This window comes from Streptomyces sp. NPDC037203 (assembly GCF_055605065.1).
In genome coordinates this window covers 1-18,364 of sequence record NZ_JBVJUC010000020.1, presented here as the reverse complement: position 1 = coordinate 18,364, position 18,364 = coordinate 1, and the positions used below count along the sequence as shown (strand labels likewise).

The 18,364-nt window shown below is 71.3% G+C and carries 16 protein-coding genes and 1 pseudogene; 7 read left to right on the top strand and 10 right to left on the bottom strand.

Annotated features, from left to right (window positions below; all coding sequences use genetic code 11):
- Positions 1 to 217: 217 nt before the first annotated feature.
- On the top strand, positions 218 to 2,578 hold the full coding sequence (locus ACZ7EC_RS32445; protein WP_471068678.1) for a transglycosylase domain-containing protein: 2,361 nt from the start codon (positions 218 to 220) through the stop codon (positions 2,576 to 2,578).
- A gap of 52 nt (positions 2,579 to 2,630) precedes the next feature.
- Here ACZ7EC_RS32445 and ACZ7EC_RS32440 read toward each other — a convergent pair whose 3' ends face one another.
- From ACZ7EC_RS32440 to ACZ7EC_RS32425, 4 genes are all read right to left on the bottom strand, one after another.
- The gene (locus tag ACZ7EC_RS32440) at positions 2,631 to 4,724 is read right to left on the bottom strand and encodes a SpoIIE family protein phosphatase (RefSeq protein WP_471068675.1); all 2,094 of its coding nucleotides are present in this window, start codon (positions 4,722 to 4,724) and stop codon (positions 2,631 to 2,633) included.
- A gap of 296 nt (positions 4,725 to 5,020) precedes the next feature.
- Positions 5,021 to 5,710 carry a cytidylyl-2-hydroxypropylphosphonate hydrolase gene (fomD, locus tag ACZ7EC_RS32435; protein ID WP_471068672.1) on the bottom strand — a complete coding sequence of 230 codons (690 nt, stop codon included), beginning with the start codon at positions 5,708 to 5,710 and terminating at the stop codon, positions 5,021 to 5,023.
- A 95-nt stretch (positions 5,711 to 5,805) separates the two neighbouring features.
- A complete protein-coding gene (locus ACZ7EC_RS32430) occupies positions 5,806 to 7,191 on the bottom strand; it encodes a class II fumarate hydratase (RefSeq protein ID WP_471068669.1) in 1,386 nt (461 codons plus the stop codon).
- A 76-nt stretch (positions 7,192 to 7,267) separates the two neighbouring features.
- Positions 7,268 to 8,935, bottom strand: a complete 1,668-nt coding sequence (locus tag ACZ7EC_RS32425) for a fumarate hydratase (RefSeq protein ID WP_471068667.1) — start codon at positions 8,933 to 8,935, stop codon at positions 7,268 to 7,270.
- A 155-nt stretch (positions 8,936 to 9,090) separates the two neighbouring features.
- On the opposite strand from ACZ7EC_RS32425, the gene ACZ7EC_RS32420 reads away from it, so the two are divergent.
- Both ACZ7EC_RS32420 and ACZ7EC_RS32415 read left to right on the top strand, forming a co-directional pair.
- Positions 9,091 to 9,789 carry a DUF1707 SHOCT-like domain-containing protein gene (locus ACZ7EC_RS32420; protein WP_471068664.1) on the top strand — a complete coding sequence of 233 codons (699 nt, stop codon included), beginning with the start codon at positions 9,091 to 9,093 and terminating at the stop codon, positions 9,787 to 9,789.
- Positions 9,790 to 9,908: 119 nt separating this feature from the next.
- Positions 9,909 to 10,286 carry a WhiB family transcriptional regulator gene (locus ACZ7EC_RS32415; protein WP_471068662.1) on the top strand — a complete coding sequence of 126 codons (378 nt, stop codon included), beginning with the start codon at positions 9,909 to 9,911 and terminating at the stop codon, positions 10,284 to 10,286.
- Between the two features lie 88 nt (positions 10,287 to 10,374).
- Here ACZ7EC_RS32415 and glpX read toward each other — a convergent pair whose 3' ends face one another.
- A complete protein-coding gene (gene glpX, locus ACZ7EC_RS32410; RefSeq protein WP_471068659.1) occupies positions 10,375 to 11,409 on the bottom strand; it encodes a class II fructose-bisphosphatase in 1,035 nt (344 codons plus the stop codon).
- A gap of 126 nt (positions 11,410 to 11,535) precedes the next feature.
- Between glpX and ACZ7EC_RS32405 the strand changes: the two genes are divergently transcribed.
- Positions 11,536 to 12,078 carry a DUF4245 domain-containing protein gene (locus tag ACZ7EC_RS32405; protein ID WP_471068657.1) on the top strand — a complete coding sequence of 181 codons (543 nt, stop codon included), beginning with the start codon at positions 11,536 to 11,538 and terminating at the stop codon, positions 12,076 to 12,078.
- An 88-nt stretch (positions 12,079 to 12,166) separates the two neighbouring features.
- Here ACZ7EC_RS32405 and ACZ7EC_RS32400 read toward each other — a convergent pair whose 3' ends face one another.
- The 3 genes from ACZ7EC_RS32400 to xseA form a co-directional block, all read right to left on the bottom strand.
- Complete coding sequence (locus ACZ7EC_RS32400) at positions 12,167 to 12,757, bottom strand: malonic semialdehyde reductase (protein WP_471068654.1); 591 nt, start codon at positions 12,755 to 12,757, stop codon at positions 12,167 to 12,169.
- A 137-nt stretch (positions 12,758 to 12,894) separates the two neighbouring features.
- Positions 12,895 to 13,143 carry an exodeoxyribonuclease VII small subunit gene (locus tag ACZ7EC_RS32395; RefSeq protein ID WP_471068652.1) on the bottom strand — a complete coding sequence of 83 codons (249 nt, stop codon included), beginning with the start codon at positions 13,141 to 13,143 and terminating at the stop codon, positions 12,895 to 12,897.
- The gene (xseA, locus tag ACZ7EC_RS32390) at positions 13,140 to 14,348 is read right to left on the bottom strand and encodes an exodeoxyribonuclease VII large subunit (RefSeq protein ID WP_471068649.1); all 1,209 of its coding nucleotides are present in this window, start codon (positions 14,346 to 14,348) and stop codon (positions 13,140 to 13,142) included. The genes ACZ7EC_RS32395 and xseA overlap by 4 nt, the downstream gene beginning before the upstream one ends.
- 92 nt (positions 14,349 to 14,440) lie before the next feature.
- On the opposite strand from xseA, the gene ACZ7EC_RS32385 reads away from it, so the two are divergent.
- On the top strand, positions 14,441 to 15,448 hold the full coding sequence (locus tag ACZ7EC_RS32385) for a 4-hydroxy-3-methylbut-2-enyl diphosphate reductase (protein WP_471068646.1): 1,008 nt from the start codon (positions 14,441 to 14,443) through the stop codon (positions 15,446 to 15,448).
- A 49-nt stretch (positions 15,449 to 15,497) separates the two neighbouring features.
- Positions 15,498 to 16,244, top strand: a complete 747-nt coding sequence (gene ppgK / locus ACZ7EC_RS32380) for a polyphosphate--glucose phosphotransferase (RefSeq protein WP_471068643.1) — start codon at positions 15,498 to 15,500, stop codon at positions 16,242 to 16,244.
- A gap of 80 nt (positions 16,245 to 16,324) precedes the next feature.
- On the opposite strand, the gene ACZ7EC_RS32375 is transcribed toward ppgK, so the two are convergent.
- Entirely contained in the window at positions 16,325 to 16,864 is a 540-nt protein-coding gene (locus ACZ7EC_RS32375) for a DUF6542 domain-containing protein (RefSeq protein ID WP_471068641.1), read from the bottom strand.
- Between the two features lie 189 nt (positions 16,865 to 17,053).
- On the opposite strand from ACZ7EC_RS32375, the gene ychF reads away from it, so the two are divergent.
- Positions 17,054 to 18,142 carry a redox-regulated ATPase YchF gene (gene ychF, locus ACZ7EC_RS32370; protein ID WP_471068638.1) on the top strand — a complete coding sequence of 363 codons (1,089 nt, stop codon included), beginning with the start codon at positions 17,054 to 17,056 and terminating at the stop codon, positions 18,140 to 18,142.
- Between the two features lie 60 nt (positions 18,143 to 18,202).
- On the opposite strand, the pseudogene ACZ7EC_RS32365 reads toward ychF, so the two are convergent.
- Positions 18,203 to 18,364 (bottom strand): annotated as a pseudogene (locus tag ACZ7EC_RS32365) (ketol-acid reductoisomerase); the annotation flags it as partial.

Here is an 18,364-nt window from a genome sequence, read left to right as displayed (position 1 = left end):
ACTCTACACACCGTGTATACGCGGTGTGTATACACCCAGGGTGCAGCTCGGTGACTTCGGAACGCCGAGCAACCTCGGGCGCTCCGCAGCCGTCGGTTCCCTTGGAGCGGGTGCTGATTCTCACGTCCGTAAAAGAGCGGATCGGTAGCCCTTTGTCATATAGGCGGGTGTTAGCTTTCGGAGCTGACCAACGAGACGGAAGCGGAGCGAAGGACCCATGGGACGAGCGGAAGAGAGACGAGCGCGCCAGCGCGGCGGCCACCGCGCGGCGCCCCAGCGCCGCCGCTCGATACCCGCGGCCGGCAGCGGGGCGGATCTCGCGCCCGGCGGGAAACCGCGCAAGAGCCTCCTGCGCCGGATGTTCACCTGGAAGAAGATCCTCGGCACGTTCTTCGGACTGTGCCTGCTGTGCATAGGCGGCTTCGCCGCCGCGTACATGCTGGTGGACATTCCGGCGGGCAACCCCGACGCCCAGCTCCAGAGCAACATCTACAAGTACAGCGACGGCACGATGCTCGCCCGCACCGGCCAGCTCAACCGCGAGAGTGTCGACCTCGACAAGGTCCCGCTGGACGTGCAGCACACCTTCGTCGCGGCCGAGAACAAGAGCTTCTACCACGACTCCGGTGTCGACCTGAGGGGCACCGCCCGCGGCATCCTCAACACCGTCATGGGGCGCGGTACGCAGGGCGGTTCGACCATCACCCAGCAGTACGTCAAGAACTACTACCTGGACCAGAACCAGACCGTCTCGCGCAAGCTGAAGGAACTGGTCATCTCGCTGAAGCTGGACCGCCAGAAATCCAAGGAGTACATCCTGGCGGGCTACATCAACACCAGCTACTACGGCCGCGGCGCCTACGGCATCCAGGCCGCGGCACAGGCGTACTACCACAAGGACGCGGACAAGCTCACGGTCCAGGAGGGCGCCTACCTCGCCGCGCTGCTCCAGGCGCCCAACGAGTACGACTGGGCGCTGGCGAGCCCCACCGGCAAGCGGCTGGCCGAGGCGCGCTGGAACTACGTCCTGGACAACATGGTCAAGCAGCACTGGCTGGACGCCGGCAAGCGCCGGTCCATGCACTTCGAGAAGCCGAAGGCGCCCAAGGCGACGCCCGGCATGAAGGGCCAGACCGGCTACCTGGTGGACGCGGCCAACGCGGCGCTGGAGAAGCGGCTGGTCGCCCAGGGCAGCGCCGCCACGCTCGGGGACGCCGAGGCACTGGTGCGCAAGGGCGGCTGGACCATCACGCTCAACATCGACAGGGGCAAGCAGCACCGGCTGGAAGAGGCCGTCAAGGAGCAGCTGGCCAGCAAGCTCGACCCGAAGAAGCGGTCCGTCGACGCCGACGTCCAGCCCGGCGCCGTGTCCGTCGACCCGAAGACGGGCAAGGTCCTCGCCATGTACGGCGGCGTGGACTACTTCAAGCACTTCAGGAACAACGCCACCCGCACCGACTACCAGCCCGCCTCCACCTTCAAGCCGGTCATCCTCGCCGCTGCGCTCCAGCAGCACTCCGTCACCCAGGCCGGCCAGCCGATCAACGCCGACACGGTGTACGACGGCACCAGCGGCCGCCAGGTCGTGGACCACGGCACCAAGGTCGGCTTCGGGCCGCCCAACGAGGACGACGCCGACTACGGGGACATCACCGTCCAGAAGGCCATGGACGACTCCGTCAACTCCGTCTTCGCGCAGATGGGCGTCGACGTGGGCATGGACAAGGTGATGAGCACGGCCAAGGACCTCGGCATGGACACCACGGGCATGCAGGCCGTTCCGGCGCAGACCCTGGGCTCCATGGGCGCCAGCCCGCTGGAGATGGCCGGTATCTACGCGACCCTCGACAACCACGGCAAGAAGGTCACCCCGGCGATCATCAAGTCGGTCGAGCACAAGGACCGCGAGGTCACGCTGCCGAACCCGATCGGCGACCAGGTGATCAGCAGGACGGCCGCCGACACGGTCACCTCCGTGCTCACCGGCGTGGTCGACGACGGTACGGCCAGGCTGTCGGTGGCGGCCAACCCGGCGCGCCGCGGGCAGCAGGTCGCCGGCAAGACGGGTACGTCCGACAACAACAAGTCGGCCTGGTTCACCGGCTACACGCCCGGCCTGGTCACCTCGGTCGGCCTGTTCGGCGAGAGCGCCAAGACCCACGCGCAGGTTCCCCTCACCGGCGCCACGGGTCTGCTTCCGGGCACCGGCCGGGTCAACGGCGGCACCTACCCGGCGCAGATCTGGGCCGCCTACACCTTCAACGCGATGGGCGGCGTCAGCACGTTCGACCTGGACACCTCCCAGGGCGCCGCCGTCGAGACGCCCACGCCGTCGGTCAGCGCCACCCGGAGTCCGAGCCAGTCGCCCTCGCAGACGCCGTCGGGCACCCCGTCGACGTCCACCTCGCCGACCCGGAAGCCCACCCAGTCGCCGACGCAGAGCCCGACCCAGTCGCCGACCCAGTCCCCGACCGGCTCGCCGACCACCGCGCCACCGACCGGCGACCCCTCCCCGGACGGCCCGCTCGGACAGCTCGGAGGGCAGCGGGAGCAGCCGCAGCAGCAACGACGGCCGTAGCCGGACATGACAGAGGGCGCCCGGTACGCACCGGGCGCCCTCTGTGCCGTGGTCAGCCGCGGTGCAGCTCGAACCACACCACCTTGCCGGTGCTCAGCCGCGTCGCGCCCCAGCGCCGGGCCAGTTTGTTGACGAGGTACAGGCCGCGGCCCCCCTCGTCCGTCGCCCGCGCCTGCCGCAGCCGCGGCAGCTGCGGCACGTCGTCGCCGACCTCGCACCGCAGCACATGCGTGCGCAGCAGCCGCAGCGTCACCGGCCGGGACGCGTACCGTACGGCGTTCGTCACGACCTCGCTGACCAGCAGCTCCACCGAGTCGGTGAGATCCTCCATGTCCCAGCGGGCGAGCGCGCGCCGGGCCAGCCGGCGGGCCTGGCCGGGCGCCGAGTCCTCCGGCTCCAGCGTCCAGTACGCCACATCGCTCGGCGCGATCCCGTCGAAGCGGGCCGCGAGCAGCGCGATGTCGTCGTCCCGGTCGCCGGGCCCGAGCATGTCGAGGACCTCGTCGCACAGGGCTTCCAGCGGCGGCGGATGGTCCGGTCCGGTCAGCTGCGCGGTGGCGGCGAGCCGTTCGCGCAGCTGCTCTATGCCCGTCCACACGTCCCGCAGCCGGGACTCCACCAGTCCGTCGGTGTACAGCAGCAGCGTGGCCCCGGCCGGCGCGTCCAGCTCGACCGCCTCGAAGTCCACCCCGCCGACGCCGATCGGCGCGCCCGGCGGCACCCGCAGCACCTCGGCCCGGCCGCCCAGGTGCAGCAGCACGGGCGGCGGATGACCGGCGTTGGCGATGGTGATGCGGTGCGTGACCGGGTCGTAGACCGCGTACAGGCAGGTCGCCATGCGGTCGGTGCCCAGCCGCTGGGCCTGCTCGTCCAGGTGGTGCAGCACCTCCTGCGGCGGCAGATCGAGCCCCGCCAGGGTCTGCGCGGTGGTGCGCAGCTGGCCCATGATCGCGGCCGAGGTCATGGAGTGGCCCATGACATCGCCGACGACCAGCGCGACCCGGCTGCCGGGCAGCGGGATCGCGTCGTACCAGTCGCCGCCCACCCGCGCGGTCTCCGCGGCCGGCAGATACCGCGAGGCGAGCCGCACACCGGTCGGGCGGGGCAGGGTCTCGGGCAGCATGGTGCGCTGCAACTCGTCCGCGATGTACGCCTCGCGGCCGTACAGCACCGCCTTGTCGATGCCGAGCGCGCTGTGCGTGGCCAGTTGCGCGGCCACCAGCAGGTCGTCCGTCTCGAAGGCGGGGCGCTCGGGACGGCGCAGGAACAGGGCCGCCCCGATCACCCGGCGCCGGCCGCGCAGCGGCGCGAGGATGGCGTGCTGCCCGGCCGGTACGAGCGCCTCCGCGCCGTCGCCGAGCAGTTCGGGCAGCGCGGCGCGGGCGGCCGGCGCGTCCGCGAACACCGGGCGCACCCCGCGCAGCACCTCGTTCAGGGCGCCGCCGGGGCGCACCTCGCACAGCTCGGTGGTCAGCGAGGACAGCTCCGCGAGCGCGACCGGTTCGGGCTCCGGCTCGAAGGCGCCGGGCAGCAGGACGCCGTCGGTGTCCCGCTCCTCCGGTATGCGGTCGGTGCGGCGCAGCCGGAGCACGACGGGGCCGGTGGGCCGTTCGTCGCCGACCGGCAGCGGGTCGCGCAGATAGACGAGGATCGCGTCCGAGAACGTCGGCACCGTGGCCCGGCACAGACCCATCACGATCTCGTCCAGGTCGAGTCCGCGGGCGATCCGCCGGGTGGCTGCGCCGACGAACCTGAGCCGGTCGCCGTCACGCCGCATGGGCATCGGCCGCCCCGGTGGCAGACCCCGGCCGGTACGGCGCTCCGCACCGCCCGGCGTCCGCTCCTGGTCGGCGCCCGGCTGCGGCGGAATGGCCTCCGTGGGGCGCGGTCGATGGGCCGCGCCGGCGTCCGCGGTGCTGGGCTGGGAGTGCTCCGGGCCGTTGACTGGGGGCTCCTTCCCCTTGCCGTCCATGGGCTGGCCGTACACGGCGGCCGTGCCCGGATCGGCGGGCGTCCCGTCCGCCCGCGCCTGCACGGGTAAGACGGGGGTGCCGACCGGTTCCGGGGCATGCGTCAGAGCCCCGCGGCCGTCCGCGGGGTCGGCGCCCGCCTCGGGGCGCTCGAAGGAGGTGGGCTGCTCCGTCACGCGTGTCGCATCCATCCGTCCGGGGCCGCGCGCCGGGCGCGCGGTCGGTCCCGCAGAAGTCCCGATACCCGCAATGCGTGTCCGGGGAACGGATTTTCCGCGTGTCCAAAGGAAGTTCCCGTGCCACCGGCGTGGCCCGCGCGCCCGGCGGTGCTCCCCTGATACCCCTCGTTCACGTCCCTGCCGCCCCTCGGTGACGATCGGTCAAGCCCGGCGCAAGCCCCGGAAGTTGTCGCTCCGAAGCGCCCTTGCGGAGGACGATCCTACGTTTCTTGTCCGGGGGCGCATCAAGAGTCTCATGAGGACACGTGCGCGGGCGTACGGTCCCAGTCCTCGGGGAGTGACGGTACCGCCCAGGACTCGTCCGGGCGCCACCGCGGCCAGTCTTCCGAGAACGGCGGGGCCCAGTCCGCGATCGCCTCCAGGGCCGCCCGCCCGGCCGCGCGGACCCGCTCTGCGGTCTCGGCGGACATCAGGCCGTCCCGCTGGGCCTGTGCGAACTCGTCCTCGTCGCGCCAGCGCCAACTGCGGTCCGGGCGCACGTCGATGTCCAGGAAGTGGTCCTCGGAGTCCACCCCGCCCGCCCAGCGGACCAGCGGTTCCTCCAGGTTGACGTACCAGTTCTTGAACCGCCAGCCCGGCTCCCAGAACAGCCACACCGACCAGGGCACACCGGGCTGCGCCAGCTTCAGCACGCCGGTGCCGAGCCAGCGGTCCCGCCGTACCGTGCGCGGCTTGGTGTAGCGGGACTCCAGCGGCTCGCGGTGCACCGGCGTGCCGTCGGCCAGGGCCGGCTTCACGCACTCGGTGCCGGGGGCCAGCCACACGGCGAGCAGCTCGGCGTCGTCGCGTACGACGGTGACGGGCCGCACGATGTGGAACCTCGCGCCGCCGTTCTCCCGGTACCGCCACAGGATCCGGGTACCGGGCGCCCAGTACGCCGCAGGTCCCGCCGCCGTTTGCCGCATCGTTCGGTCGTCCGTCATGGGCAGATATTAGGTGCCGGGCGGGGCGGGCGCTGCGGCGCGGGTCACGGTTCCCCCGTGCGCGTGCGCGGTGGCCGAAAAGGTTCGACCGGGGCTTACGGACGGGTCATCCGCAGCACGTCCAGCGCCTCGTCCAACTGCTCCTCGGTCAGCTCGCCGCGCTCCACGTACCCCTCCTCCAGCACCACCTGACGGATCGTCCGGCGTTCGGCGAGCGCCTTCTTGGCGACCTTCGCGGCCTCCTCGTAGCCGATGTACTTGTTCAGCGGGGTGACGACGGAGGGCGAGGACTCGGCGTACTCGCGGGCGCGTTCCCGGTCGGCGGTGATGCCGTCGATCGTGCGGTCGGCCAGCAGCCGGGTGACGTTGGCGAGCAGCCGGATCGATTCCAGGACGTTCTTGGCGATGACCGGGAGCATCACGTTCAGCTCGAAGTTGCCGGCGGCGCCCGCGGTGGCGATGGTGGCGTCGTTGCCGACGACCTGGGCCGCGACCATCAGCACGGCCTCCGGCACCACCGGGTTGACCTTGCCCGGCATGATCGAGGAGCCCGGCTGGAGGTCGGGCAGCCGGATCTCGGCGAGCCCGGTGCGCGGGCCGGACGCCATCCAGCGCAGATCGTTGGCGATCTTCGTCAGCCCGACCGCGATGGTCCGCAGCTGCCCGCTGGTCTCCACGATGCCGTCCCGTGCGCCCTGCGCCTCGAAGTGGTCGCGGGCCTCGGTCAGCGGCAGCCCGGTGGCGCGGGCGACCTCCTTGATGACGGCGGCGGCGAACCCCGGCGGGGTGTTGATGCCGGTGCCCACCGCGGTACCGCCCAGCGGCAGCTCGGCGAGGCGGGGCAGCGAGGCGCGCAGCCGCTCGACGCCGTGCCGGACCTGCGCCGCGTACCCGCCGAACTCCTGGCCGAGCGTCACGGGGGTGGCGTCCATCAGATGCGTGCGGCCCGACTTGACCACGTCCGCGAAGTCCGCGCTCTTGCGCTCCAGCGCGGCGGCGAGGTGGTCGAGGGCCGGGATCAGGTCATGGGTGACGGCGGCGGTGGCGGCGATGTGGATCGAGGAGGGAAAGACGTCGTTGGACGACTGCGAGGCGTTGACGTGGTCGTTCGGATGCACCGGGCGCCCGAGCCGCTCGCTCGCCAGGGTCGCGAGCACCTCGTTGGTGTTCATGTTGGACGAGGTGCCCGAGCCGGTCTGGAAGACGTCGACCGGGAAGTGCTCGTCCCAGTCGCCGCGGGCGACCTCCGCCGCCGCTTCCCGGATCGCCCGCGCGACGTCCTGGTCCAGCACCCCGAGTTCCGCGTTCACCTTCGCCGCGGCCGCCTTGATCCGGGCCAGCGCCTCGATGTGCGCCCGCTCGATCCGCTGCCCGGAGACGGGGAAGTTCTCCACGGCCCGCTGGGTCTGCGCCCGCCACTTGGCGTCCGCCGGTACCCGGACCTCGCCCATGGAGTCGTGCTCGATGCGGTATTCGCTCATACCGGGTACAGCGGGCCGGGGCCCGGTGTTGTTCCGGGGGTTGGGCCATCGGGCCGCGGCCCAACCCCCGTACGGGTCAGGCGAGGCCGGGGCCGCGCACCGGGATGGAGGTGAACGTCGGCTGCGGAGCCGGGTCCTGGAAGAAGTCGTTGCCCTTGTCGTCCACGACGATGAACGCGGGGAAGTCCTCGACCTCGATCTTCCAGACGGCCTCCATGCCCAGCTCCTCGTACTCCAGGACCTCGACCTTCTTGATGCAGTCCTGGGCGAGACGGGCCGCGGGGCCGCCGATGGAGCCGAGGTAGAAGCCGCCGTGGGCCGCGCACGCGTCGGTGACCTGCTTGCTGCGGTTGCCCTTGGCGAGCATCACCTTGGAGCCGCCGGCCGCCTGGAACTGCGCCACGTAGGAGTCCATCCGGCCGGCCGTGGTCGGGCCGAAGGAGCCGGACGCGTAGCCCTCGGGGGTCTTGGCCGGGCCGGCGTAGTACACCGGGTGGTCCTTCAGGTACTGCGGCATCTCCTCGCCGGCGTCCAGGCGCTCCTTGATCTTGGCGTGCGCGATGTCGCGGGCCACGACCAGCGGGCCGGTCAGCGACAGCCGGGTCTTGACCGGGTACTTGGCCAGCTCGGCGAGGATCGTGTCCATCGGCTGGTTGAGGTCGATCTCCACGACGTCCCCGGACTCCAGGTGCTCGTCCGTCGTCTCCGGCAGGAACCGGGCCGGGTCCCGCTCCAGCTGCTCCAGGAAGACGCCCTCGGCGGTGATCTTCGCGACGGCCTGGCGGTCGGCCGAGCAGGACACGGCGATGGCGACCGGGCAGGACGCGCCGTGCCGGGGCAGCCGGACCACGCGCACGTCGTGGCAGAAGTACTTGCCGCCGAACTGCGCGCCGATGCCGATCTTCTGGGTCAGCTCGAAGACCTTCTCCTCCAGCTCCTTGTCCCGGAAGCCGTGACCGAGCGGCGAACCCTCGGTGGGCGCGTTGTCCAGGTAGTGCGCGGAGGCGTACTTCGCGGTCTTCAGGGCGTACTCGGCGCTGGTGCCGCCGACGACGATCGCCAGGTGGTACGGCGGGCACGCGGCCGTACCGAGCGAACGGATCTTCTCCTCCAGGAACTTCATCATGGAGGCCTCGTTCAGGACCGCCTTGGTCTCCTGGTACAGGAAGGACTTGTTGGCCGAGCCGCCGCCCTTGGCCATGAACAGGAACTTGTAGGCGCCGCCGTCCGTCGCGTACAGCTCGATCTGCGCGGGCAGGTTGGAGCCGGTGTTCTTCTCCTCCCACATGGTGAGCGGAGCCATCTGCGAGTAGCGCAGGTTCAGCTTGGTGTAGGCGTCGTAGATGCCGTGCGAGAGGTGCTTCTCGTCCGCGCCCTCGGTGAGCACGTTCTGGCCGCGCTTGCCCATGACGATCGCGGTGCCGGTGTCCTGGCACATCGGCAGCACGCCCGCCGCCGCGATGTTCGCGTTCTTCAGCAGGTCCAGGGCGACGAACTTGTCGTTCGCGGACGCCTCGGGGTCGTCGATGATGCGGCGCAGCTGGGCGAGGTGGGCCGGGCGCAGGTAGTGCTGGATGTCGTGGATGGCCTCCGCGGCCAGCTTCCGCAGCGCCTCCGGCTCCACCTTGAGGAACGTCCGTCCGTCCGGGCCCTCGACGGTGGAGACGCCCTCGGACGTCACCAGTCGGTAGGGGGTGGTGTCCTCTCCCTGGGGGAGCAGGTCGGTGTACGCGAACTCAGGCATCTCAGCCCATTCCTCACTCTGACGGACGGGCCCGCCGACGCTGGCGGGCCCGTCCAGCGTAGAACCTGCCGCCGACAGCCAGCTTGTGAGGTAGGGCTCAGCCGCGCCGTCCACACCCCTAGTCGCGATCTATCGCGTTTCGGTACGCTGCTGCCGTGGACCTTCAGAAGCCCGCCCGAACCCAGGACGCCACCCCGAGCGTCTCCGCCCTGCGCGCCTCGGACGCCGACCGCGACCGGGTCGCCGACATCCTCCGCGAGGCCCTCGCCGAGGGCCGGCTCACCGCCGACGAACACGCCGAGCGCGTGGACGGCGTGCTGAACGCGAAGACGGTCGGCGAGCTGGAGGTCTTCGTCCAGGACCTGCCCGCCGCCCATCAGCGCCCCTCCGGTCCCGCCTGGGCCCCCGCACCGCCGCGCCCCGCGGACGGGATACCCGCCGAGTCCGACGCGAACGTGGTGGCCGTCTTCAGCAGCGCGGTCCGCCGGGGCCGCTGGCGCGCCGGGCGCCGGCTGCACGCGTACTCGGTCTTCGGCAGCGTCGAGATCGACCTCAGCGAGGCGGTCTTCGAGTACCAGCAGGTCGTGATCAAGGCCGTCTCGGTCTTCGGCGACATCCAGATCCGCGTCCCGGAGAACGTGTCGCTGCGCGGCACCGGCGGCGGTGTCCTCGGCAACTTCGAGGTGGCCACGCTGGACTCCCCGGACGCCGACGCGCCGGTCGTCTACGTCGACGGCTGGGCCGTCCTCGGCAATGTGGAGGCCCGGCCCAGGCGCGGCAAGCTCGTCTCGGACATCCTGGAGCGGGTCCAGGACAAGGTGGAGCGGAGGCTGCGCAGGCGCCTGGACCGTTGACGGTCGCGAACTCCCCGGCAATCACCCGCCGTTGGGGACGCAGTGCATAGGCGCGCGTACAGCGGGTAGGGCTTGCTGCATCGTCTCTCGCTCGCGAAGCCGTCGTCAGGAGTAGACCCGTGCTGCGACCGCCGCATTCGTCCTTGCAGGTAGCTGCCGTACCGGCCCAGCGGGTGCCAGCACGGGACCGGGACCAGGAGGCACCCTGGCACACCGAGGCCGTGTGCCGGCGCGACGAGGCGGGACTGTTCTTCGCCCCGTCCAAGGAGCCGACCGCGGCCCGGCTGTCCCGCGAGGAGGCGGCCAAGCGCGTCTGCGCCCGCTGTCCGGTCATGGTCGAGTGCCGCGAACACGCCCTGCTCCAGCCGGAGCCCTACGGCGTCTGGGGCGGCCTGACGGCGGCCGAGCGCCGGGTGGTCCTCGCGAGGCGCCGCCGCCGCGAACTCGACCTGAACAAGACGGCCCGCGTCACGACCCCGGACCGCATAGCCGGCTAGGGCGGACGAGCGAGAGCGCCCCCTGAGGACAGGGGGCGCTCGCGCGGAAGGGCCGCGCCCCCTCCGCACAGGGGGCGCTCCGCCCGGACTACTTGGCCCGCTCGAAATCGATCGCGCTGTAGGCCCGCAGCTTGCTGAGGCGGTGCTCGGAGTCGATCCGGCGCACGGTGCCCGACTTCGAGCGCATCACGATCGACTCGGTGAGCGCGGTCTCCGACCGGTAGCGCACCCCGCGCAGCAGCTCACCGTCGGTGATGCCGGTGGCCACGAAGAACACGTTCTCCCCGGACACCAGGTCGTCCGTGGTGAGCACCCGGTCGAGGTCGTGCCCGGCGTCGATCGCCCGCTGCCGCTCCTCGTCGTCCTTGGGCCACAGCTTGCCCTGGATCGTGCCGCCCAGGCACTTCACGGCGCAGGCCGAGATGATGCCCTCGGGCGTGCCGCCGATGCCGAGCAGCAGGTCGACGCCCGTGCCCTCGCGCAGCGCGTAGACGGAGCCGGCGACATCGCCGTCGGAGATCAGCTTGATGCGCGCGCCGGCCTCCCGTACCTCCTTGATCAGGCCCTCGTGCCGGGGCCGGTCCAGGATGACGACGGTGACGTCCTCCGGGGTGGCCTTCTTCGCCTTGGCGATCCGCCGGATGTTCACGGCGACGGGCGCGTCGATGTCCACGAAGTCCGCGGCCTCGGGACCGGTGACCAGCTTGTCCATGTAGAACACGGCGGACGGGTCGAACATGGCGCCGCGCTCGGCGGCGGCGAGCACGGCGATCGCGTTGGGCATGCCCTTGGCGGTCAGCGTGGTGCCGTCGATCGGGTCGACGGCGATGTCGACCTCGGGGCCGGTGCCGTCGCCGATGTGCTCGCCGTTGAACAGCATCGGCGCCTCGTCCTTCTCGCCCTCGCCGATGACGACGACGCCGTTCATCGAGACGGTGGAGACGAGGGACCGCATGGCACGCACCGCGGCGCCGTCGGCGCCGTTCTTGTCACCGCGCCCGACCCAGCGGCCGGCGGCCATCGCCGCGGCTTCGGTCACCCGGACGAGTTCCAGGGCGAGGTTGCGGTCGGGAGCCTCGGCGGGAACATCGAGTTCGGAGGGCAGGTGATGATTTTCGGTCATCGGGGCGCACCTTTCTGATACGGCGACGGCCGGATGAGGGTCTTGGCCATGACTCTATCGTTAGGCAGACAAAATGAGCAGGGGACCCCACGGATGAGCGCCTGAGGCACCTGCGACGATAGAGGCGTGGCAGGCACGAAAGGCAAGCAGAAGACGGCTCGGGACATGATCCTCTCCCTGGCCCTGATCGGCATCGCGGCGGCGGTCGTCTACTTCCTCGCCATCCCGCACGACAATCACGCTCCCGACCTCAAGCGGGTCGACTACCGGGTCGAGCTGATCACGGCCCGCCGGGCGGCGAGCTATCCGGTGGCGGGGCCCGAGGGCCTGCCCGACGCCTGGAAGGCCACCTCCGTGAGCTACGACGGCGCGAACGGCGACTACTGGCACCTGGGCTTCCAGACCCCTGACGCCCAGTATGTCCAGATCGAGCAGTCGGCGCAGAAGCGGGCCGACTTCATCGACCAGGCCACCCAGGGCGCGAAGGCCACCAAGAGCACCGAGCGCATCGGCGGCCGTACCTGGACCCGCTACACCGGCGGTCGCTACGACGGCCTCGTCCTGGAGGACACGCCCGGCTCGACCACCGTGGTCGCCGGCACGGCCCCCTTCTCGGAGCTGACGAAGATGGCGTCGGCGCTGCGGATGGAGAAGTCCTCCGCGTCGTGACGCGGCGAGCGCCGCGTGGTGGCGCGCCGGGCATCGCGAAGAGGCCCCCGGCAGTGCCGGGGGCCTCTTCGCGATGGTTCGGGGCGGCTCAGACGGTCGTGACGACGTCCTCGTAGGCGAGCCGCGGGGAGCGCGGGTACGAGGCGTCCGGGCCCGGCTTGCCGATGTTGACGACCATCAGCGGGGTGTGGTCGTCGTCCAGGAACTCCTTGCGCACGCCCTCGGCGTCGAACCCGGTCATCGGGCCCGCGGCGAGGCCGGCCGCGCGCACGCCGACGATGAAGTAGGCGGCCTGGAGCGCGGAGTTCAGCTCGGCGGAGCGCTCGCGGACCGGGCGCTCGGCGAAGAAGGCGTCCTTGGCGGCGGGGAAGGCCGGGAACAGGGCCGGCAGCTCCTCGTGGAACTCGTTGTCCGCGGAGAGGATCGCGACCAGCGGGGCGGTGGCGGTCTTGGGCCGGTTGCCCTCGGCCATGTGCCGCACCAGGCGCTCGCGGGCCTCGGGGGAGCGGACCAGGGTGATGCGCAGCGGGGTCTGGTTGAAGGCGGTGGGGCCGTACTTGACCAGGTCGTAGATCGCCCGGACCTGCTCCTCGGTCACCGGCTCGTCGGTGAACGTGTTCGCGGTGTGGGCCTCGCGGAACAGCAGGTCCTGGGCGGCGGGGTCAAGAACGAGAGACATCGTGACTTCCTCGGTGATGCGTACGGTCCGCTGCCGGACCGCTGCGGACGCCACGACCCTACGCCCATCGAGGTTTAACCTTCAACCAAATCGGGGGCGGGGTGATCCACCCCACAACCCAGGGGCGGCCCGGAGTCCTACTCGTTCTCCGCGCCCTCGCCCTCCCCCTCCTCCTCCGCGAGCGCCGCGTCCAGGCGGGCGCGCGCCCCCTCCAGCCAGCGCCGGCACACCTTGGCCAGCTCCTCCCCGCGCTCCCACAGCGCCAGCGAGTCCTCCAGCGAGGAGCCGCCCGCCTCCAGCCGCCGTACCACCTCGATCAGTTCGTCCCGCGCCTGCTCGTACGAGAGCGTCGCCTCGGTCCCGCCGGTCTCCGTCTTGCCGGTCATTCGCCCACCTTCACCGTGAATTCACCGTCGGCGACGCGCGCTCGCAGCGCCTCGCCCTCCCCGACCTCGCCCGGATCGCGCACCACATGCCCGTCGGAGCGCTGGAGCACCGCATAGCCGCGTTGCAGCGTGGCCGCGGGGGAGAGGGCCACCACGCGCGCGCGGGTGTGCGTCAGCTCCGAGTCCGCGCGGTCCAGCAGATGGCCGAGGGTGCGCCGGCTCCGCCCGAGCAGCGCGGCCACGTGGTCCGCGCGCTCGTCCAGCATCCGGTGCGGGTCCTCCATCGCGGGCCGCGCCAGCGCGTGCGCCAGGCCCCGCTCCTCGCGCTCGACGAGCGCCCGCGCACAGCGCCGGGCGCGGTCCCGCAGCATCCGCACCCGCTCCAGCTCCTCGCCCACGTCCGGTACGACCTTCTTGGCCGCGTCGGTCGGGGTGGAGGCGCGCAGATCGGCGACCAGGTCGAGCAGCGGGCTGTCCGGCTCGTGCCCGATCGCGGAGACCACCGGGGTACGGCACTGCGCCACCGTCCGCACCAGCTCCTCGTCGGAGAACGGCAGCAGATCCTCCACGCTGCCGCCGCCGCGGGCCACGATGATGACGTCCACGTCCTCGATCGCGTCCAGCTCCTTGACCGCCTGCACCACCTGCGGAACGGCGTACACCCCCTGCACGGGCACATTGCGCACCTCGAAGCGGACGGCGGGCCAGCGGTGCCGGGCGTTCTCCAGCACGTCCCGCTCCGCCGCGGAGGCACGGCCGCAGACCAGACCGATCAGCTGCGGCAGGAACGGCAGCGGCTTCTTGCGCTCCGCCGCGAACAGCCCCTCCGCCGCGAGCGAGGACTTCAGCCGCTCCAGGCGGGCCAGCAGCTCGCCCACCCCGACCGGTCTTATCTCGGCGGCGCGCAGGGAGAGCTGCCCCCTCGGCGCGTACCACTCGGGCTTCGCCAGCACCAGGACGCGGGCGCCCTCGCCGACCACGTCCGCCACGGCGTCGAACACCTGCCGGTAACAGGTCACGCTGACCGAGATGTCGTACGACGGATCGCGCAGCGTCAGGAACACGACGCCGGCGCCCGGCCGCCGCGACAGCTGGGTGATCTGCCCCTCGACCCACACCGCCCCCAGCCGGTCGATCCATCCCCCGATCAACCGGGAGACCTCACCGACCGGCAGGGGTGCCTCAGGGGTCGTCTTCAAAGCCATGCGCCGAGCGTAATGGGCGGCACCGACAGCCCGGTCCGGCCGGGCGCGGCCGGCTGATCCCGGCGCGGTCGTACGACCCCTACGATGGACCCATGACCGCTTCGCCTCGCCGCCGTGTCCTGCTCGCCGCCCCCCGAGGCTACTGCGCCGGTGTGGACCGCGCCGTGATCGCCGTCGAGAAGGCCCTGGAACAGTACGGCGCCCCGATCTACGTCCGGCACGAGATCGTCCACAACAAGTACGTCGTGCAGACCCTGGAGAAGAAGGGCGCCGTCTTCGTCGAGCGCACGGACGAGGTGCCCGAGGGCAACATCGTCATGTTCTCGGCCCACGGCGTCGCCCCGGTCGTGCACGAGGAGGCCGCGCGGGGCCGCCTTGCCACCATCGACGCCACCTGCCCCCTGGTCACCAAGGTGCACAAGGAAGCCGTCCGGTACGCGAAGGAGGACTACGACATCCTCCTGATCGGACACGAGGGCCACGAAGAGGTCATCGGCACCTCCGGCGAGGCCCCCGACCACATCCAGCTGGTCGACGGCCCCGAGGACGTCGCCAACGTCGAGGTCCGCGACCCCGAGCGGGTCGTCTGGCTGTCGCAGACCACGCTCTCCGTGGACGAGACCATGGAGACCGTCGACGCCCTGAAGACCAAGTTTCCCGGCCTGGTCTCGCCGCCCAGCGACGACATCTGCTACGCCACGCAGAACCGCCAGCTGGCCGTGAAGGAGATGGGTGCCGACTCCGACCTGGTCATCGTCGTCGGCTCGCGCAACTCCTCCAACTCCAAGCGCCTGGTCGAGGTGGCCAAGCTGGCCGGTGCCCGCGAGGCGTACCTGGTGGACTTCGCCGACGAGATCGACGAGGCCTGGCTGGAGGGCGTGGAGACCGTCGGCGTCACCTCCGGCGCCTCCGTCCCGGACGTGCTGGTCGAGCAGGTCCTGGAGTGGCTCGCCGCGCGCGGCTACGCGGACGTGGAGATCGTCAAGACCGCCGAGGAGTCCATCACCTTCTCGCTGCCCAAGGAGCTCCGCCGCGACCTGCGCGAAGAGGCGGCGAGCCTGGTGGCCGAGCGCGGCGGATCGGGCGCGTCCCAGGAGTGACCGACGCCGCTTCGGCGTGACCGCCGGTGGCCCGTCGTACCGTGGGGCCATGCAGATCTTCGGCGTGGACATCGGCGGATCCGGGATCAAGGGCGCCCCTGTGGACCTCGACAGGGGCGACCTCGCCCGGGAGCGCTGCAAGGTGCTCACCCCGCACCCGGCGACGCCCGACGGCGTGGCCGACGGGGTGAAGCAGGTGATCGACCACTTCGGCTGGACCGGGCCGGTGGGCCTGACCTTCCCCGGCGTCGTCACCGGCGGCGCGACGGTCCGTACGGCGGCCAATGTCGACAAGAGCTGGGTCGACACCGACGCGCGCGCCCTGTTCGGCGGCAGACTGGGCGGCCTGCCGGTGACGGTGGTCAACGACGCGGACGCGGCGGGCGTCGCCGAGATGCAGTTCGGCGCCGGCCGGGGCCGCGGGGGCACGGTCATCCTGCTCACCTTCGGCACCGGCATCGGCAGCGCCGTCTTCGTGGACGGCGTCCTGGTCCCCAACACCGAGCTGGGCCACCTGGAGCTGGGCGGTCACGACGCCGAGCGCAAGGCGTCCAGCAAGGCCAAGGAGGACCACGACCTGAGCTGGGAGCAGTGGGCGCACCGGGTCCAGAAGTACCTGGCGCACGTGGAGATGCTGTTCTCGCCCGCGCTGTTCATCATCGGCGGCGGGGTCAGCCGCAAGGCCGACAAGTTCCTGCACCGCATCGAGGGCATCAAGGCGGAGATCGTGCCCGCGCAGCTCCAGAACAACGCCGGGATCGTGGGGGCGGCGATGCGGGCGGCCCAGCAGGTGTAGACGTGGCGGACGCCAGGCCGCGGGAGCGCGGGCGCTCGCTGCCGCCTCCTTGTGCCTACCGCGACCTGCGCCGCCTGTGTCTACGGCCGCCTGCGGTGCCGCACCCACCGCACCCGGCGGACGAGCACGATCACCCCGGCGGCCAGCGTCCCCCCGTACAGCCAGCCCGCCTGGGTGGCGAGGCCGGTCACCAGGCCCATCAGGCGGCCGAGCATCCCCCCGCGCCCGTCGGCCACCACGAACAGCCCGGACGCGAAGGCGATGGGCACGGCGACGGGCGCGGTCAGCACGTCTCCGGGACGCACCCACAGCGCGGTCAGCACGCACACGGGCAGGAACAGCAGGCCGTACACCGGCAGCGAGCCGTCGAGGAGCAGCTGGTCGAGGCAGCCCAGGAGGAACATCGCGGCGACGCAGAACAGCCCGCCGCCCAGCCCGGTGAGCCGGGGGCCCGGCACTCTCGGGCCCTGCGGCGCCGGCCGGCCCTGGCGTGTCTGCCCCGCGCCGCGCCCCGCCTCCGGGCCGGACGGCCGCCGCCGGGCCTGGGGCGGCAACTGGGCGCGGGCCGGGTTGCCGCGTCGCCGTCCGTCGTTCGGGGGTCGCGTTCTGTGCTGCTCCATTGGACCAACTTAGGTCTGCTTATGTGCCTGATCGGCTCCCAGACACGCCGATGGGCGGACCTTGGCCGGACGGGCGGTGCTCCCAGGGAAGAGGGCGCGCGGAACGCCGTAGACTGGTGGATCGGCCAGTGTCCTCCGAGGGCCTGGCAGCCCCAGCTCCTGGCCCTCTCATCCACGGGAAGTCGCAACGTGTCGCTCACGATCGGAATCGTCGGCCTGCCCAACGTCGGCAAGTCGACCCTGTTCAACGCCCTGACCAAGAACGACGTGCTGGCGGCCAACTACCCGTTCGCCACGATCGAGCCCAACGTCGGTGTGGTCGGCGTGCCCGACGGCCGGCTGGCCCAGCTGGCGTCGATCTTCTCCTCGGAGCGCATCCTTCCGGCCACGGTCGACTTCGTGGACATCGCCGGTATCGTGCGCGGCGCGTCCGAGGGTGAGGGCCTGGGCAACAAGTTCCTCGCGAACATCCGTGAGTCGGACGCGATCTGCCAGGTGATCCGCGCGTTCAAGGACGAGAACGTCGTCCATGTCGACGGCAAGGTCTCGCCCAAGGACGACATCGAGACGATCAACACCGAGCTGATCCTCGCCGACCTCCAGACCATCGAGAAGGTCCTGCCGCGGCTCCAGAAGGAGTCCCGGATCAAGAAGGACGTCGCGCCGAAGGTGAAGGCGGTCGAGGAGGCCAAGGAGATCCTGGAGAAGGGCGACACGCTTTTCGCGCACGGCATCCTCCAGGGCTCCGAGCGCGCCGAGCTGCTGCACGACCTGCACCTGCTGACCACCAAGCCGTTCCTCTACGTCTTCAACGTGGACGAGGACGAGCTGACGGACGAGGACTTCAAGAACGAGCAGCGCGCGCTGGTCGCCCCCGCGGAGGCGATCTTCCTGAACGCCAAGCTGGAGGCCGACCTCGCCGAGCTGGACGAGGACGAGGCCCTCGAACTCCTCCAGTCCGTCGGCCAGGAGGAGCCGGGCCTCGCGACCCTGGCCCGCGTCGGCTTCGACACCCTCGGCCTCCAGACCTACCTCACGGCCGGCCCCAAGGAATCCCGCGCCTGGACCATCAAGAAGGGCGCCACCGCCCCCGAGGCCGCCGGAGTCATCCACACCGACTTCCAGAAGGGCTTCATCAAGGCCGAGGTCATCTCCTTCACCGACCTGCTCTCCGCCGGCTCGGTGGCGGAGGCCCGCGCCAAGGGGAAGGCGCGGATGGAGGGGAAGGACTATGTGATGCAGGACGGGGATGTGGTGGAGTTCAGGTTCAACGTCTGACCGGATGCCACCGGAACGGGGCCTGGCGTCGAGGTAAGAGGCCGGCCCCGTTTTCGGTGGTCAGGCTTCCTCGTTCACCCAGCTCATCAGCCGGCGCAGCTGCTTGCCCGTGGTCTCCAGCAGGTGCTCGGAGTCCTGCTTCTTGTACTCGTCGTACTTCTTCAGGCCGCCGTGGTACTCGTCCATCCAGTTCTTGGCGAAGGTGCCGTCCTGGATCTCGGC

Excerpts from the sequence above, each read along its gene's own strand:
- ACZ7EC_RS32395 (WP_471068652.1), bottom strand. The coding sequence starts at position 13,143 with ATGACCGGCAAGACGGAGACCGGCGGGACCGAGGCGACGCTCTCGTAC.
- ACZ7EC_RS32445 (WP_471068678.1), top strand. The coding sequence starts at position 218 with ATGGGACGAGCGGAAGAGAGACGAGCGCGCCAGCGCGGCGGCCACCGC.
- ACZ7EC_RS32400 (WP_471068654.1), bottom strand. The coding sequence starts at position 12,757 with ATGTCTCTCGTTCTTGACCCCGCCGCCCAGGACCTGCTGTTCCGCGAG.
- fomD (WP_471068672.1), bottom strand. The coding sequence starts at position 5,710 with ATGACGGACGACCGAACGATGCGGCAAACGGCGGCGGGACCTGCGGCG.
- ACZ7EC_RS32430 (WP_471068669.1), bottom strand. The coding sequence starts at position 7,191 with ATGAGCGAATACCGCATCGAGCACGACTCCATGGGCGAGGTCCGGGTA.
- ppgK (WP_471068643.1), top strand. The coding sequence starts at position 15,498 with ATGCAGATCTTCGGCGTGGACATCGGCGGATCCGGGATCAAGGGCGCC.
- ACZ7EC_RS32425 (WP_471068667.1), bottom strand. The coding sequence starts at position 8,935 with ATGCCTGAGTTCGCGTACACCGACCTGCTCCCCCAGGGAGAGGACACC.
- glpX (WP_471068659.1), bottom strand. The coding sequence starts at position 11,409 with ATGACCGAAAATCATCACCTGCCCTCCGAACTCGATGTTCCCGCCGAG.
- xseA (WP_471068649.1), bottom strand. The coding sequence starts at position 14,348 with ATGGCTTTGAAGACGACCCCTGAGGCACCCCTGCCGGTCGGTGAGGTC.
- ACZ7EC_RS32375 (WP_471068641.1), bottom strand. The coding sequence starts at position 16,864 with ATGGAGCAGCACAGAACGCGACCCCCGAACGACGGACGGCGACGCGGC.
- ACZ7EC_RS32385 (WP_471068646.1), top strand. The coding sequence starts at position 14,441 with ATGACCGCTTCGCCTCGCCGCCGTGTCCTGCTCGCCGCCCCCCGAGGC.